Origin of the sequence: Mesorhizobium sp. M0910 (assembly GCF_040319465.1) — a bacterium.
Taxonomy (GTDB): domain Bacteria; phylum Pseudomonadota; class Alphaproteobacteria; order Rhizobiales; family Rhizobiaceae; genus Mesorhizobium.
This window is the reverse complement of the sequence record NZ_JAMYNZ010000011.1, coordinates 78,656-93,216: the sequence shown is the minus strand read 5'-3', so window position 1 is coordinate 93,216 and position 14,561 is coordinate 78,656. Positions and strand designations below refer to the sequence as shown.

At 62.9% G+C, this 14,561-nt stretch carries 15 protein-coding genes; 11 read left to right on the top strand and 4 right to left on the bottom strand.

All coding sequences use genetic code 11. The features are described from left to right. Positions 1 to 6 precede the first annotated feature (6 nt). The 4 genes from NKH78_RS24915 to atzF are packed head-to-tail and all read left to right on the top strand — an operon-like array spanning position 7 to position 4,355. A complete protein-coding gene (locus NKH78_RS24915) occupies positions 7 to 1,539 on the top strand; it encodes an ABC transporter ATP-binding protein (protein WP_352737351.1) in 1,533 nt (510 codons plus the stop codon). Next, the gene (locus NKH78_RS24910; protein WP_352737352.1) at positions 1,539 to 2,207 is read left to right on the top strand and encodes a cysteine hydrolase family protein; all 669 of its coding nucleotides are present in this window, start codon (positions 1,539 to 1,541) and stop codon (positions 2,205 to 2,207) included. Before NKH78_RS24915 ends, NKH78_RS24910 begins: the two co-directional genes overlap by 1 nt. Then, positions 2,200 to 2,550 (top strand): cupin domain-containing protein, encoded by a 351-nt coding sequence (locus tag NKH78_RS24905; RefSeq protein WP_352884542.1) that lies wholly within the window; start codon positions 2,200 to 2,202, stop codon positions 2,548 to 2,550. Before NKH78_RS24910 ends, NKH78_RS24905 begins: the two co-directional genes overlap by 8 nt. Further along, positions 2,547 to 4,355 (top strand): allophanate hydrolase, encoded by a 1,809-nt coding sequence (gene atzF / locus NKH78_RS24900; protein WP_352737354.1) that lies wholly within the window; start codon positions 2,547 to 2,549, stop codon positions 4,353 to 4,355. The genes NKH78_RS24905 and atzF overlap by 4 nt, the downstream gene beginning before the upstream one ends. Before the next feature lie 5 nt (positions 4,356 to 4,360). Here atzF and NKH78_RS24895 read toward each other — a convergent pair whose 3' ends face one another. Together NKH78_RS24895 and NKH78_RS24890 are read right to left on the bottom strand one after the other, a co-directional pair. Continuing rightward, positions 4,361 to 4,918, bottom strand: a complete 558-nt coding sequence (locus NKH78_RS24895; protein ID WP_352737355.1) for a cytochrome c — start codon at positions 4,916 to 4,918, stop codon at positions 4,361 to 4,363. Positions 4,919 to 4,935: 17 nt separating this feature from the next. After that, positions 4,936 to 5,478: a phosphatase PAP2 family protein gene (locus NKH78_RS24890; protein ID WP_352507104.1), complete on the bottom strand. Its 543-nt coding sequence runs from the start codon at positions 5,476 to 5,478 to the stop codon at positions 4,936 to 4,938. Positions 5,479 to 5,519: 41 nt separating this feature from the next. On the opposite strand from NKH78_RS24890, the gene NKH78_RS24885 reads away from it, so the two are divergent. Next, complete coding sequence (locus NKH78_RS24885) at positions 5,520 to 6,002, top strand: DUF2127 domain-containing protein (protein ID WP_352452336.1); 483 nt, start codon at positions 5,520 to 5,522, stop codon at positions 6,000 to 6,002. A 42-nt stretch (positions 6,003 to 6,044) separates the two neighbouring features. Here the strand turns inward: NKH78_RS24885 and cueR are convergent, their stop codons facing one another. After that, entirely contained in the window at positions 6,045 to 6,443 is a 399-nt protein-coding gene (cueR, locus tag NKH78_RS24880) for a Cu(I)-responsive transcriptional regulator (protein WP_254819466.1), read from the bottom strand. A 264-nt stretch (positions 6,444 to 6,707) separates the two neighbouring features. Between cueR and NKH78_RS24875 the strand changes: the two genes are divergently transcribed. The 4 genes from NKH78_RS24875 (at position 6,708) to NKH78_RS24860 (ending at position 10,478) form a co-directional block, all read left to right on the top strand. Further along, positions 6,708 to 7,775, top strand: coding sequence for a type III polyketide synthase (locus NKH78_RS24875; RefSeq protein ID WP_352737356.1), 1,068 nt, complete (start codon positions 6,708 to 6,710; stop codon positions 7,773 to 7,775). Continuing rightward, positions 7,772 to 8,485, top strand: coding sequence for a class I SAM-dependent methyltransferase (locus tag NKH78_RS24870; protein WP_352737357.1), 714 nt, complete (start codon positions 7,772 to 7,774; stop codon positions 8,483 to 8,485). Before NKH78_RS24875 ends, NKH78_RS24870 begins: the two co-directional genes overlap by 4 nt. Continuing rightward, positions 8,482 to 9,702: an NAD(P)/FAD-dependent oxidoreductase gene (locus tag NKH78_RS24865; RefSeq protein ID WP_352884540.1), complete on the top strand. Its 1,221-nt coding sequence runs from the start codon at positions 8,482 to 8,484 to the stop codon at positions 9,700 to 9,702. Before NKH78_RS24870 ends, NKH78_RS24865 begins: the two co-directional genes overlap by 4 nt. A gap of 179 nt (positions 9,703 to 9,881) precedes the next feature. Beyond that, positions 9,882 to 10,478 (top strand): cation efflux transmembrane domain-containing protein, encoded by a 597-nt coding sequence (locus NKH78_RS24860; RefSeq protein WP_352645553.1) that lies wholly within the window; start codon positions 9,882 to 9,884, stop codon positions 10,476 to 10,478. Positions 10,479 to 10,709: 231 nt separating this feature from the next. On the opposite strand, the gene NKH78_RS24855 is transcribed toward NKH78_RS24860, so the two are convergent. Beyond that, positions 10,710 to 11,132, bottom strand: a complete 423-nt coding sequence (locus tag NKH78_RS24855; protein WP_352649657.1) for a hypothetical protein — start codon at positions 11,130 to 11,132, stop codon at positions 10,710 to 10,712. Between the two features lie 191 nt (positions 11,133 to 11,323). Here NKH78_RS24855 and NKH78_RS24850 point away from each other — a divergent pair, with 191 nt between their 5' ends. Both NKH78_RS24850 and NKH78_RS24845 read left to right on the top strand, forming a co-directional pair. Beyond that, the gene (locus NKH78_RS24850) at positions 11,324 to 12,136 is read left to right on the top strand and encodes a class I SAM-dependent methyltransferase (RefSeq protein WP_352475658.1); all 813 of its coding nucleotides are present in this window, start codon (positions 11,324 to 11,326) and stop codon (positions 12,134 to 12,136) included. A gap of 570 nt (positions 12,137 to 12,706) precedes the next feature. Then, entirely contained in the window at positions 12,707 to 14,215 is a 1,509-nt protein-coding gene (locus NKH78_RS24845) for a tlde1 domain-containing protein (protein WP_352737360.1), read from the top strand. The last annotated feature ends 346 nt before the right edge of the window (positions 14,216 to 14,561 follow it).

Sequence of the window (14,561 nt, the reverse complement as noted above, 5' to 3'; positions counted from 1 at the left end):
ACGATCTTGAGCGGAAGCATCGGCAAGAAAGCCGTCGGCATCGAGACCATCGGCATGACCATGCGCTTCGGCGCCTTCACCGCGCTGGACGACGTCTCGATCAAGGTGCCGGCGGGATCGTTCCATGCGCTGCTCGGCGAAAACGGCGCCGGCAAGTCGACGCTGGTCAAGTGCATGATGGGTTTTTACCATCCGACCGCCGGCGACATGCTGGTTGATAGCCGCGAGGTCGCGATCGCCAGTCCGAAGGATGCCTCGGCATTGGGGCTCGGCATGGTCTACCAGCATTTCACGCTCGTCCCGTCGCTGACCGGCGCGGAGAACCTGGTCATTTCGCGCGAGAAGGTGCCCTGCATCATCGACTGGCGCAAGGAGCGCGCCGCACTTGCGCAATTCATGCAGCGTATGCCGTTCAAGCTGCCGCTCGACGTCAAGGTGGCGGAACTTGCGGCGGGCGAGAAGCAGAAGCTCGAAATCATCAAGCAGCTCTATCTCGGCCGCAGTTTCCTGGTGCTCGACGAGCCGACCTCGGTGCTCACTCCCGGCGAAGCACAGGAGGTGCTTGGCCTGGTGCGCGACATGACCAGGACCGGCGACCTCACCGTGCTGATGATCTCGCATAAATTCCACGAGGTGACGGCGTTTGCCGACGATATCACCGTGCTGCGCAAGGGCAGGCTGACCGGAACCGGAAAGGTCTCCGAACTTTCCCACAAGCAGATGGCGGCGATGATGATCGGCGACCAACCGATCGCCGCACTCGACAGCCGCGCCCCGGTGCCGGCCGGCGCCAGACAGGTGCTGACGGTAAAGTCGCTGAAGGCGCCCGACCGCACCGGTTTGAAAACCATCGACATCGGCGAACTCGATGTGAAGTCGGGTGAGATCGTCGGCATTGCCGGCATCTCCGGCAACGGCCAGAAGGAGTTTCTCGAAGTCCTTGCCGGACAGCGGGCGCGCAATGGCGGCGACGTTCTGGTGAAAGGCTCGCCCTATGGCGCCAGCCGCAGCGAGGCGCGCACGCTCAATGTCCGCTTCATTCCGGAGGAGCCGTTGCGCAATGCCTGCGCACCGAAGATGACGGTGGCGGAAAACATGGCCTTCCGGACCTTCGACCTCAACGAGGCCGGCAAGCCGGTCAACTGGATCAGGATGAGTGCGATCAGGGACTACGCGGCCCGCCTGATAGAACAGTTCAAGGTCAAGACGGCCTCGCTCGCTTCGCCGATTTCGTCGCTGTCAGGCGGCAATGTGCAGCGCGCCGTGCTGGCGCGCGAGCTGACCGGCGAGGTCGATTTGCTCATCGTGTCGAACCCCTGCTTCGGCCTCGACTTCTCCGCCGTCGCCGAAATACGCGCCCGCATCATGAAGGCGCGCAATGCCGGCGCCGCGGTGCTCCTTATGTCGGAGGACCTTGATGAGCTGCTCGAGCTCTCGGACCGCATCTTCGTCATGTCGGACGGCGCGCTGGTCTACGAGACGCCGATTGCTCAGGCGAGCGTGCAGACGATCGGCGAGCACATGGCGGGACATCACTGATGGCGGAGATCGAGGCGCTGCCGTTCCCGTTTGCCTTCAAGCTCGAGGCGATGGCGCTGGTCGTCATCGACATGCAGCGCGATTTCGCTGAGCCGGGCGGCTTCGGCGCCAGCCTCGGCAACGACGTCAGCCGGGTGGTGGCGATTGTGCCGACGGTGAAGAGATTGATCGAGGGGTTCCGCACCGCCGGCCTGCCGGTGATCCACACGATGGAGTGCCACAAGGCAGACCTTTCGGATCTGCCGCCGGCCAAGCGCAACCGCGGCAACCCGTCGATCCGGATCGGCGATGTCGGGCCGATGGGTCGTGTGCTGATCGTCGGCGAGCCGGGAACGGCGATCCTCGATGAACTTGCGCCACTGCCTGGCGAGATCGTCATCGAAAAGCCGGGCAAGGGCGCGTTCTATGCCACCAGCTTCGGCGATGACCTGAAGCGGCTCGGCGCACAGCAACTGGTCTTTGCCGGAGTGACGACGGAGGTCTGCGTGCAGACGACGATGCGCGAGGCCAACGACCGCGGCTATGAATGCCTGCTGGCCGAGGATGCTACCGAGAGCTATTTTGCCGAGTTCAAGGCGGCCGCCCTGGCCATGATCAGGGCGCAGGGCGCGATCGTCGGCTGGACGGCGACAACGGACCAGGTGCTCGAGGGAATTTCCAATGCCTAACCTTGCCTTTGCCGGCCTCCTCAATGGTGGCTGGCGCGATCTGCCGTTCGAGCCTTTCCGCGAAGGCATCACAGTGCATTGGCTGCTCAAGGGTGGGCCGATGGAACCGTCGGTCGCCATCCTGAACTACCGGGCTGGCGCCAGCGTGCCGCGTCATCGCCATGCCGGGCTGGAGACGATCATCGTGCTGGACGGCACGCAGAGCGACGAGAACGGCGATCATGCCGCGGGCAGCGCGATCCTGAACGCGGTCGGAACCGAGCATTCGGTGTGGACGAAGCATAGCTGCGTCGTGCTCATCCAGTGGAACCTGCCGGTAGTCATTCTGGGCGAGGCCAAATGAGCGACATCCGCTTCGACATAGCGAGCCTGCACGTTGCCTATCAGGCCGGCCTCAGCATTGGCGACGTGATCGATATGGTCCATGCGCGGCTCGCGGCGGCCGATGACCCCGGCATCTTCATCCATCTGGCGAGCAGGGCGGAGTTGCTTGCCGAGGCGGAAAAGCTCGGCCCGTTCGATCCGGCGGCAAAGCCGCTGTGGGGCGTGCCGTTCGCGGTCAAGGACAACATCGATGTTGCCGGCATGCCGACCACGGCGGGTTGTGCGGAATATGCCTACTTGCCGGCGAAAGACGCCACCGTCGTCGCGCGACTCAAGGCCGCCGGCGCGCTGGTTATCGGCAAGAGCAATCTCGACCAGTTCGCCACCGGCCTGGTCGGCGTGCGCACGCCCTATCCGGTCCCGAGGAATGCGATCGACCCGAAACTGGTGCCGGGCGGCTCTTCATGCGGCTCGGCCGTGGCGACGGCGCGCGGCATCGTCTCGTTCGCGCTCGGCACCGACACCGCCGGTTCGGGGCGCATACCCGCCGGCCTCAACAACATCGTCGGGCTGAAGCCGAGCGTCGGCGCGCTATCAGCCGCCGGCGTCGTGCCGGCCTGCCGGACGCTTGACTGCGTCTCGGTGTTCGCGCTCACCGTCGATGACGCCTATCACGTGTTCGAGGCGGCGGCGGCAAAGGACGACGCCGATCCCTATTCGCGTGACCTCTGCATTCAGGCTCTTGCCGCGCGCCCGCCGGTGCTGACGGTTGGCGTGCCGGCCAGGGCCGACTGGACCTTCTTCGGCGACCAGGCGATGCAGGCGGGCTTCGAGGCCGCCCTTGCCTCGTTGGAGACGCTGGGCTGCAGGCTGGTCGAAATCCCGTTCGGTGACTTCTACGCCGCCGCCAACCTGCTCTACGAAGGCGCCTGGGTAGCCGAGCGTTACGCCGCGATCAGGGACTTCATGGTTGCCAACGAGGCCGCCATGCATCCGGTGACGCGGCAGATCATCGGCGGTGCGCGAAAACTTTCCGCGGCGGACGCTTTCAAGGGGCTCTATGCCCTGCAAGGCTATAAGGCCAAGCTTGCGCCGGTCATCGCCTCGGTCGACGTTTTCTGCGTGCCGACCGCGCCGACGCACTACACAGTCGAGGCGGTTCTCGCCGATCCGATCGTCACCAACAGCCGGCTCGGCACCTACACCAACTTCGTCAATCTGCTCGACTTGTGCGGCATTTCGGTGCCGAGCGGAACTCGTAGCGACGGTTTGCCGATGAGCGTCACCTTGCTTGCCGCGGCGGGCAAGGACCATCTGACGGCGTCGCTTGCGCGCGACGTGCATGCGGCAAGCGGCCTTTCGCTGGGCGCTACCGGCTGGCCGCTGCCGCCGCGTGGCGATGTTCGCGTGGACGTGGACGAGGGCACGATCGAGCTGGCCGTGGTCGGCGCGCATCTATCGGGGATGGCGCTGAACGGCCAGTTGCAGCAGCTCGGCGCAATTTTCGCCCGGGGGGCAAGAACGGCGCCGCTCTATCGGCTTTACGCACTCGCCGGCCAGTCGGTGCCGCGACCGGGGCTCGAACGGATCTGCAATGGCAAGGGGGCAGCGATCGAGGTCGAAGTCTGGCGGCTCTCGCCACAAGCGTTCGGGCGCTTTGTTGCCGCGATTCCGCCGCCGCTCGGCATCGGGACGCTTCTGCTTGATGACGGAACTTCGCCGAAAGGCTTCCTCGTCGAAAGTGCCGGCCTCACCGATGCAAAGGAGATTTCGCATTTCGGCGGCTGGCGCAATTTCATGGCGGGTCAGCTGCAGCGGAGCTGACGCTATCACTCGACCTTTTGCCGGAATTTCGAATGGCAGCTCGAGCAATCCTGCAAGATGAGATGCAGGAGGTGCTCCGCCGGCAATTTAGTGGGATCGGCTTCCGCGAGTGATGGTCGCTTGCCAAGCAGGCTGCCACCGCCCATCGCCAGGCCGGAACCCATTCTCATGTCGTCGGTGATGCGCGGCGGCGCCCGCTCGGCGTCGGAGCCCAAGGCGCTGGCCAGCGTCCCGATGTGGCGAGCCAGCTCTTCGAACTCCGCGCGGGCGGGGTCGATATCCGGCTTGGCGCCTGAAGGCGCGCCCAATGTCGCGCTGGGGAATTCGGCAATCAGGGCACGGCCGGTGCGGGCGCGGATGGTCTCGGCCGCCGCCTTGAAGGCTGCGGCGTCGTACGCCTGCTTGCCGTCGAACATCCCAGCGATCGCCTTTGCCGCCGCGGCCATTTCCTTCATCGAGGCCTGGCGAGCCTGGATGACCGCATCACGACCCGAATGGGCGGCGGCGAGCACGACAGAGACGCAGGCAAGCGACAGGACCGCTATGATAGCTGCTCGTCTCATCGTTGGCACATAAGGAGCTAGAGAATTCTTGTGACCAGACTGTCCAGTCGGGAGTTCTCGCGATAGGCCAATCGGACCACAACGGCACCTAAGACGCCAGTGATGGCACCGCCTATCACGTCGGTGAGATAGTGGGTGCCGATATAAATTCTCGACCAGCAGATCAGCAATGCCATGATGGAGAGGGCCAGCGTCCGGCGCGGCAGACCTTGCATTGCAAGAGCCGCAACAACCGCAAAGCTGGCTGTCGCGTGGTCGGAGGGAAACGACCAGTCGGCGCTGGGCGCAATCAGCAGATGCGTCACGCCGGCATCGTAGGGCCGCAGCCGGTGGACGAATAGCAAAATGAACTGATTGATCGCCAGACCGAGCAGGAACGCCAAGCCGGCGGACAAGGCAGCATGGCGCACATGGTAGCGGTCGGCCTTTGCCCACCATTGCAGGGCAACAGCCAGCACCATCAGCGGAACGCCGATTTGTGAGACAGCGATCATTGCCTTATCAAGAAAAGGGCTGATCCCGGCTGCCGCGTTGATCCAGTGGGTTAGGGCTGCATCCATCGTTTCTCGTTTCCGCTGTTGTCGATCGCAAGGTGAATTTTGTGAAAGCAGTAGACGAACGCCGCATCCATCAGATTTTCGAGCTCAGCATCTGGCTTAAAGGGGCGCATGCCCTGATCGAATGCGTGGGCGGGATCCTGCTTTATGTCGTCACCACCGACGCCATTGCCTCCTGGGTCAATACATTCACCCAAGAGGAATTGATCGAAGATCCGAACGATTTCATAGCTGGCTATCTGTCGCAGATGGCAAGCCACTTTTCCGTTGCCAGCAAGGAGTTTTATGCCTTCTACCTGCTTAGCCACGGCCTGATAAAACTGCTGCTCGTTGTCGGGCTTTTGAGAGGCAAGCTGTGGTCGTATCCGGCATCGCTTGCGGCGCTGGGCGCATTTATGTTCTATCAAGTCTACCGCTACTCCTACACCCATTCGTTCGGCCTGCTTGTCCTGACCGTATTCGATGCTGTCGTCATGGTGCTGATCTGGCATGAATGGAAGGTCGTGCGGCAGCACAAGCCGGCATGACAGCGAAGTTTGCACGTCAGCCGCTCCGATTTTCAATCCACCTCACTGGGCGACGCCTTGTCCTGCCAGCTCGTCGATGATTGGGCAATCCGGCCGCTCGTCACCGTGGCAGTGACTGACCAGATGGTGAAGCAAGCCGCGCAATCCGACCAGTTCGGCGATCTTCCTGTCGATCTCCACCAGCTTGGCTTTCGCGATCGCCTTCACGTCGGCGCTGTCACGTTCCCTGTCTTGATACAGCGAGAGCAACTGGCGGCATTCGTCGACCGAAAACCCCAGGCTTCGCGAGCGCTGCAGGAAGCGCAGCCGGTGAATATCGGCCGTCGAGTAATCGCGATAGCCATTGTCTGTCCGAGCCGGGTGCAAGAGCCCGATATCCTCGTAGTAACGGATCGTCTTGGCCGGCAGGCCGGATTTTTCGGATGCGACGCCGATGTTCATGGCGGAAATCTCCTTTATTGGAGGAAATAGACCTTCCAGTAGATGGAAGGTCAACATGATGTGGCGATTTTGGATGCCTGACGCAACCGCCCGCCCGCTCCAACCGTTTGCCTGCCAGCAGCGCACACTGAACCTTCGGGAAGAAATCAGTTTTCGGAAACGTTTATCGAACAGCGCTCAAAACCCGGTGTTCGACACCGGGTAACGATGAGCAAGGACCCTCCGGCGGCACGTTACACCGTGCAGACGCCGAGGAGACAGAATATGCCCGTCAACGCCTATATCAACCGGATCGCGACGGCGGTGCCGGAGCACGAGGTTCATCAATTCTACCTGCGTTTCGCGGCCTCCATGCTCGCGGCCGATCGCCGGAGGATCTTCGAACGCATGGCCGATCTTGCCGGCATCGAGCACCGCTATTCCTGCTTTGCGCCGGCGTCCGACCCCGAAGGACCGTCCGCCGACTTGGCCGGGACCTTCATCCGCGGTGCGTTTCCCGGAACGGCCATGAGAATGGCGATGTTCGACGATGCCGCACCTGTTCTGGCGCAAAAGGGCATCGACGGATTGCAGCTTGGCGACGACGCTTCCCGCATCACCCATTTGATCGTCACCACCTGCACCGGCTTTTCGGCGCCGGGCATCGATCTGGAGCTGATCGCGCGTTGCGGGCTTCCCGATAGTGTCGAACGCACGATGATCGGTTTCATGGGTTGCTACGCGGCGATCAACGGGCTCAAGCTGGCCCGCCACATCGTCCGCTCCGACCAGCAGGCCAAGGTCCTGCTGGTCAATATCGAGCTCTGCACGATGCATCTGCGCGAAACCACCGAACTGGAAAAACTGCTGTCGTTCTGCCTCTGGGGCGACGGCTGCGCGGCTGCGCTCATCACTGCCGAGCCGGCCGGCATCGAGCTCGATAGCTTTCACTGTCTGGTGGCGAGGGAACGGCGGGACCTGATGCGCTGGAACATTCGCGACCGCGGCTTCGAAATGGTTCTTTCCGGCCAGGTGCCGGCAGCGATTCATGAAGCGTTGCGGAACAGCCAGGCCGCCATCCTCGGCGGCCGATCGGCGAAAGACATCGACCTTTGGGCCGTGCACCCGGGTGGACGTTCGGTGCTCGATGCTGTCGAAAGGGCTCTGGAACTGGAGCCCACTGCACTGGAACCATCGCGCGCGGTGTTGCGCCGGTATGGGAACATGTCGTCGGCGACCGTCATGTTCGTGATGAATGAGATGTTGAAGGCGCCACCCGGCCTACTCGGCTGCGGCATGTCGTTCGGGCCCGGGCTGACGGCCGAAACCATGCTCTTTCGAACGGTGTCATGAGCGGCCTGGAGCATCGGCAGCTTGCGCCGGAAATCCTCGACGGACTTGCGGCCGACGATCCGCGAGCGCTGGCCGCGCGCCGCGACCTTCGGCGCATCAATATGCTGATGTTTCAGGTGCCGATCATGACGTCGTTGCTCAAGAGGTTCGTGCCAAAGCCGCCACGCCGCATCCTGGAGATCGGCGCCGGCGATGGCTCCTTCATGCTGGCGGTGGCGCGGCGCATGGCCACGCATTGGCCCGGGGTCGAACTGGTAATGCTCGACCGCGTCGGCCTCGTCACCGGGCAATTGCGCAGCGATTTTGACAGGCTGGGATGGAAGGCCGAAGGCGTCACCGCCGATGTCTTCGACTGGGCAGGAAAGATCGAGGGTGCGCCGTTCGACGCCGTCACCGTCAATCTGTTCCTGCATCACCTCGATGATGCGCAGCTCGTGCGTCTGTTTTCGCTGATCAGGCCGAAAGTCCCGTTGCTCATCGCGACAGAGCCGCTGCGGGCGAAACTGCCGCTGGCCGCAACCCGTCTTCTGCCGGCAATCGGCGCCAACGACGTCACACGAAACGATGCGGCGCAAAGCGTGCGTGCCGGCTTTCGCGGCAGCGAGCTTTCCCGTCTCTGGCTTGCGGCCAACGGCAAACCGGTCGAGGAGCGGCGCGCCGGCCTGTTTTCCCACATTTTCGTCGGCGCCAGTGCCAGTGTCGAGCCATGACGCGATTGTCGACTCATGACGCGATCGTCATTGGTGCCGGCCCGGCGGGCACCTCCGTCGCGCTCACGCTGGCCCGGCGCGGGTGGGTCGTGGCCATTGTGGAAAAGAGTGCGTTTCCGCGCCGCAAAGTCTGCGGCGAATACATCTCGGCAAGCAATCTTGCGCTTCTCGACCGGCTCGAGATCGGCGATGCCTGGCGTGCCAATGCCGGCCCCGAAATCCGCCGCGTCGGTTTGTTTTCCGGTGAGACCTCCGTCGAGGCTGCAATGCCTGGTGCAGGAGCTGGGTCTCGTGCGAAACACGGCTTCGCCCGGGCGCTCGGCCGGGACATTCTCGACTCTCTGCTTCTACAGGCGGCGCGATCGGCGGGCGTCGAAATCTTCCAGCCCTGCCGCGCCGTCGCCATCGACCGGGATGGTGAGATGCAACGTGTACGAGTTCAGGCCGGGGATGAAGCGGTGATGTTGCGTGCGCCGGTGATTGTCGCCGCACACGGCTCCTGGGAGCCGGGACCATTACCCAGCCAGCTCGCAAAGACCAATCGGCCGTCGGACTTGCTCGGCTTCAAGGCGCATTTCACCGGGTCGTCGCTCGCACCGGATTTGATGCCTCTGCTGGCTTTTCCCGGCGGCTATGGCGGCATGGTCTCGGCGGATCATGGACGGTTGTCGATCTCGTGCTGCATTCGCCGCGATGTGCTCGCGCGGCTGCGTAAACAACATGATCCCGAATACCTGGGCCATGTGTCGGCCGCCGATGTCGTCTCACGCCATGTCATGAATTCATGCCGGGGCGTGCGAGGCGCCCTGGAACCGGCGCACCTCGACGGCCCGTGGCTTGCCGCGGGTCCGATCCGGCCGGGAATTCGCTCCTGCTACGAACAGGACATCTTCCGGGTCGGCAATGCAGCCGGAGAGTCTCATCCCGTTATCGCCGAGGGCATCTCGATGGCGCTTCAGTCCGGCTGGCTGCTGGCTAGCGAACTCGCATCCGCGCCAAGTGGCCAAGCGGGGCGCGAGGCCGCCGCCAGACGCTACGAGGCGGCCTGGAAAAGACTGTTTTCGACCCGGGTCTACGCTGCCGCTGCTATTGCCGGAATTGCCCTTCGCCCCGGCAGCGCCACCGCGATGGCGGCGATCGTCCGGAATTTCCCGCAGGCGCTGACATTGGGCGCGCAACTGAGCGGCAAGACCAAGCCGGTTCCCGGCTTTGCCTGACGAGCGGCGCGCATGAGGGCACGCCCAAAACAGGGTGACCATCCTGTTTTGGCTCGCAGGTGTTTTGGTGACAGACGTGCCATGTTCGGCCTAGGCTGGCCTCAAAGCCTGCGAGATCGAGACGGTCGAGGAACGGGACGCCCAGCAATAACATTAACGCCATCACATCGGGGCAGACCATGCAGCAAGCCATCACGTCGGACGGCCTTCGCCGGGTGGTGCTTGTCGTCGCACTGCTGAACCTGGGTTATTTCGGCATTGAATTCGCCGTCGCGCTGGCGATCGGCTCGGTGTCGCTGTTCGCCGACAGCGTCGATTTTCTGGAAGATGCCTCGGTCAATCTCCTCATACTGCTCGCCATGGGATGGTCGCTGCGTGCCCGCTCGCGGGTCGGCATGGCGCTGGCGCTTATCCTGCTGGTGCCGGGCCTGGCGACGCTGTGGACCGCGTGGGAAAAGTTCAACATGCCGGTGCCGCCGCAGCCAACGGCTCTGACGCTGGCGGGGTTGGGCGCTCTCGCGGTCAATCTGTCATGCGCCTACATGTTGGCGCGCTACCGCCATCACAGCGGCAGTCTTACCAGGGCGGCATTCCTCTCGGCCCGCAACGATGCGGTCGCCAATGTTGCGATCATACTGGCCGGATTGGTGACGGCCTTCCTGTGGCGCTCGGCGTGGCCGGATCTGATCGTCGGCCTGGGAATCGCGGCACTGAATGCAGACGCGGCGCGCGAGGTCTGGGAGGCAGCTCGGGAAGAGCACCGGGCCATTTCGTGAAGCCAAACGCCCAGCGCGGCGCCGGCTTGCGAATGCGGCGATGCAGGGGCGCCAATGTAGGGGCGCCAATGCAGGCCCGCAGACCGGCGTGCAGTCATCCAGAAACTTGCGTGATTTCTAATATAGCGCACGCTTGCAAAGCGGGCGGAGGGAGAAACGGCTCATAAGCACGCACCTCATCAAAAGGCCCGCGTCCGGACGAGGACGCGGGCCGGTTTTCGCTGGCATGCGCTAGGCAGGTATCAAGACGGCGATGCGGTGGATGCCGACTACCTTGCTGGTGTTGGCTGCCTCGTCGGTCTTGCCCTTGGAGCAGGTGTACACGTCACCTTCCCTAAGCTTGAATTCCTTGTCCGCCTTCTTGATCGTGAATTCACCGGCAGCAATGGTGCACACCATGTCGTTGTCCATCACCATTTGAGGGGCGGCTGCTCCGGGCTGAAAGACTATGTCGACAATTGAGATGCTCTTGTAAGCGGGGATATCGGAATTGCCGGTGCCGACCTCGACCAATCTGACGCCGGGGGCTATTTCCTTGCCTTCCTTCGGGCCGTATTTCTTGACCTTTGCAGCAGCCGCCAGCGTGAACAAAGGCGTCACCGCTGCCGCCGTCACGCCAAGCGCGATTGCAGACCTGCGACTTATGGTTTTCATCGCATCCTCCCATTTTATGTTTGGCCACGCACCAATGCGCATGACCACAAGATATTAACACATATGCAGATAATTGCAGCACGGCGTTTCGGAGCTTCCGGGAGCGAACCGCCTCCCGGTCGAATGCGACCGAATAGCAAACAATTCCATGCTATGCTGACGAGCCATCAAACGGACGGCGGGGGATAGCAATGTTGGAAACGGACAAGGTATTCGCCGGCTCAATTCCGGAAAACTACGACCGCTATATGGTGCCGTTGATTTTCGAGCCGTTCGCCGCAGATCTTGCACGGCGAGCAGCGTCCTTGTCGCCAAGCGCCGTTCTGGAAACCGCCGCGGGCACCGGGGTTGTCACCCGCGCATTGGCGCCAAAACTGTCGCCCGGTGCAAGCTATGTCGTAACCGACCTCAACCAGCCGATGCTCGACTACGCCGCTTCGCGGCAAGCTCCCGACGATCGCATCAAATGGCGTCAGGCGGATGCTCTGGCGCTACCGTTTGAAAATGCGGCCTTCGATCTCGTTTGTTGTCAGTTCGGCGCGATGTTCTTTCCCAACCGCTCATCTGCCTACCGCGAAGCCCGGCGAGTCCTGAAGCCCGGAGGACATTTTCTATTCAGCGTATGGGATCGCATCGAGGAGAACGTGTTTGCCGACGATGTGACGAATGCTCTCGCAAGGATTTTTCCGAACGATCCGCCGCGCTTTCTGGCACGCACGCCGCATGGCTACCACGATACGGCACTGATCCGTGGCGAGCTGGAGGACGCAGGTTTTTCCGGTGTGGTGATCGAGACGAGAGCCGAACAAAGCCGTGCCTCCTCGCCGCGCCTTCCGGCCGTTGCTTATTGCCAGGGCACTCTCCTTCGCAACGAAATCGAGGCCAGAGAGGCGGGGAAGCTGGACTCTGCAACCGACTATGCCGCAGCCGCCATTGCAGACAGGCATGGCAGCGGCAAGGTTACTGCCAAAATTCAGGCTCACATAGTGGTGGCTGTGGTCTAGGTGTTGGATATCCCGCTCCGGCACTTGGCGACATTCAGTTGCTGCGCGGCAAACATCTTGCCGCTGTCCCGAATTCTCAGACGTTAATCGTTCATTCGCCCGAGTGGCAGGTCGACAAGTGCCCGCTCAATAATCGCCGTTCTGATCGAACGCCGGGGCTTGATGACGGTGGCTGCCGGCCGCAAGATTCTGGTCGGCCCGGCTTCACTTTCGCAGCCATGGCCGACTCCGCCCAGCAAGGCCTAGTCATTTCGCTTTCTTGACTCGGCCGACAAAAACGGGCAGCAAAGTCATCATTGGAGGGCAGTTTTGCCAACTATGCAGGTTTTGGAGGGCGTTTTTTGGTGTGACCGTCGCCCAATCGGCGGTCGGTAGAGGGATTGGTTAACCAACTTTGTCCATCTTTTGAATCAATCGGCAACAGACGCGAAGCGTGCTGGGGGCACCAGGCGAGCTGTGAATGTCACGGCTGCGAAATCCGCTAGCCGGCATCGGCCGATTGAGAGTGGTTGAATGGCGTTTGTAAGTGCGAAAACCCGGGGTGACAGTCCTGCAACTGGATTGACTTCGATGAGGCCCGGCCTGCGCTGGGTCGCGGTTCCTGCCGTCGGCGCAGCCATTGCTTTATGGTCGGTGGCGACCTTGGCCGGCCTTTATTCGATGGGAACCTCGCTCACCGCCGCTTCCAACGGTCTCCCGCAAAGCCTGCTCGCGCCGCGCACCATCGCGCTCGCCGATCCTCGCCGCAGCCTTGCAAAGGCGCAGGCCCCGACATGGGCCGCGACAAACGCAGCGCTGTCGGCCAAGCTGCTGCAGCACGGGTGCGATGCCAACTGCCTGCGGTCGGCGTCGAATTTCGTTCACCAGGGAAAATCGGCGCGTCTCAAGCGCAATACGGTGCCGCTCGTCGCCGATGCATCGCGGCAATCGAGCTTCGACGACGTGGTGGCCAAAGCAGGGTTGTCGCCGCAAAAGCTTGCCGCCGCCTTTGCCCGTGCCGGCTCACCCGTCATGCTCGCAAGCCTGCCGGCCGCCGCCCGGTTCGCCGAGCCGGTACGCATTCCCGACCCGAACGGCCCGGCATCGGTGCGCTTCGGGCCGGCGGTGGCGGAGATCGAACGCTCGTCGCGCCTGGCTCTGGCGCTGGCGAATACATTGCCGGAGCAGATGATCGACGTGCTCCCGGCAGCCGTCGTGGCAAGCGAGCCGGCAGCTTCGCAAGAGCCGCAAGAGCCAGAGGTCCAACTGGCCTCGCTGCCGCCGCAGGACGACATGCCCGACAGCGTTCCGCTGCCGACCCTGCGTCCGCAGGCGGACATCGATGAGCCGGCGCCCCAGGCTCAAGCCTCGAAAGACCGGGCGCCAAAGGATCAGGCATCAAAGGCCCAGGCAGTAAAAACGGAGCCGCCCCAGAAATCCAGGGCCCAGGCATCCAGGGCGAGCAAGGTCCAGACGGCCGACGCTCCGCCGGTCGAGACGCTACCCGGCAGTCTGTCGCCTCGCAATTCGTCACAAGCGGCAGTGCCGGCCGTGTCGGGCAAGCCGGGCAAACGGTCGAAGACGCAGGGCGGCGACATGCTGGCCTATGCCAAGCCCGACATGCCTTCCGGCGGTCTCGGCGGAGCCTTCAGGAACCTGTTCACCACGCCCAACATGGGCAGCGGCGTCGCCGTCTACGACATCTCGGCCAAGACCGTCTATATGCCCGACGGCTCGCGGCTGGAGGCACATTCGGGACTGGGCGCGATGGTCGACCAGCCGCGCTACGTTCACAAGAAGAATGTCGGTCCGACGCCGCCCGACACCTACAATCTGACGCTGCGGGAATCGCGCTTCCATGGCGTCGAGGCCCTGCGTCTCACCCCTGCCAGCGGCAGCAACAAATATGGCCGCGACGGCTTGCTCGCCCACACCTACATGCTGCGCGGCGGCCGCGCCGAATCCAATGGCTGTGTCGTCTTCAAGGACTATGCCCGCTTTCTCGCCGCCTACAAGAAGGGCAAGATCAAGCGGCTCGTCGTGGTGCCGCGGCTGTCGAAGCCGCTGACACGCGTCGCCCAAGAAGGCCGCGGCGCTTAGGTTCGCGGCGGTCCTTTACGGCTTCGTTATCCCAGGGCGGAGCGGACGCGAAGCGGAAGCGCAGACCCTGGGATCCATGCCGTTGCATCAGCCGAAGAAAGCAACGATGCAGATTTGACGCCGTTCTGTCGCAATCCCTTTCACCTCTTATCCCTCTTGCATCAAGGTTCTGCACCGTCGCAGCGCATAGAAGTCACGGCATGGATCCCAGGGTCTTCGCGACGTCGCTTCGCTCCTGCTTCGCCCTGGGATGACGACGCTGGGGACGTTTGGGCCAATCTCGAGGTTTTCATTCCCGGCCGAGGATATTATGACTGACCGGCCGGGGCGGCTCGAGTTTCAAACA

Coding starts and splice junctions, on each gene's coding strand:
- NKH78_RS24910 (WP_352737352.1), top strand. CDS start 1,539: ATGGCGGAGATCGAGGCGCTGCCGTTCCCGTTTGCCTTCAAGCTCGAG.
- NKH78_RS24905 (WP_352884542.1), top strand. CDS start 2,200: ATGCCTAACCTTGCCTTTGCCGGCCTCCTCAATGGTGGCTGGCGCGAT.
- atzF (WP_352737354.1), top strand. CDS start 2,547: ATGAGCGACATCCGCTTCGACATAGCGAGCCTGCACGTTGCCTATCAG.
- NKH78_RS24895 (WP_352737355.1), bottom strand. CDS start 4,918: ATGAGACGAGCAGCTATCATAGCGGTCCTGTCGCTTGCCTGCGTCTCT.
- NKH78_RS24890 (WP_352507104.1), bottom strand. CDS start 5,478: ATGGATGCAGCCCTAACCCACTGGATCAACGCGGCAGCCGGGATCAGC.
- cueR (WP_254819466.1), bottom strand. CDS start 6,443: ATGAACATCGGCGTCGCATCCGAAAAATCCGGCCTGCCGGCCAAGACG.
- NKH78_RS24875 (WP_352737356.1), top strand. CDS start 6,708: ATGCCCGTCAACGCCTATATCAACCGGATCGCGACGGCGGTGCCGGAG.
- NKH78_RS24870 (WP_352737357.1), top strand. CDS start 7,772: ATGAGCGGCCTGGAGCATCGGCAGCTTGCGCCGGAAATCCTCGACGGA.
- NKH78_RS24865 (WP_352884540.1), top strand. CDS start 8,482: ATGACGCGATTGTCGACTCATGACGCGATCGTCATTGGTGCCGGCCCG.
- NKH78_RS24860 (WP_352645553.1), top strand. CDS start 9,882: ATGCAGCAAGCCATCACGTCGGACGGCCTTCGCCGGGTGGTGCTTGTC.
- NKH78_RS24855 (WP_352649657.1), bottom strand. CDS start 11,132: ATGAAAACCATAAGTCGCAGGTCTGCAATCGCGCTTGGCGTGACGGCG.
- NKH78_RS24850 (WP_352475658.1), top strand. CDS start 11,324: ATGTTGGAAACGGACAAGGTATTCGCCGGCTCAATTCCGGAAAACTAC.
- NKH78_RS24845 (WP_352737360.1), top strand. CDS start 12,707: ATGAGGCCCGGCCTGCGCTGGGTCGCGGTTCCTGCCGTCGGCGCAGCC.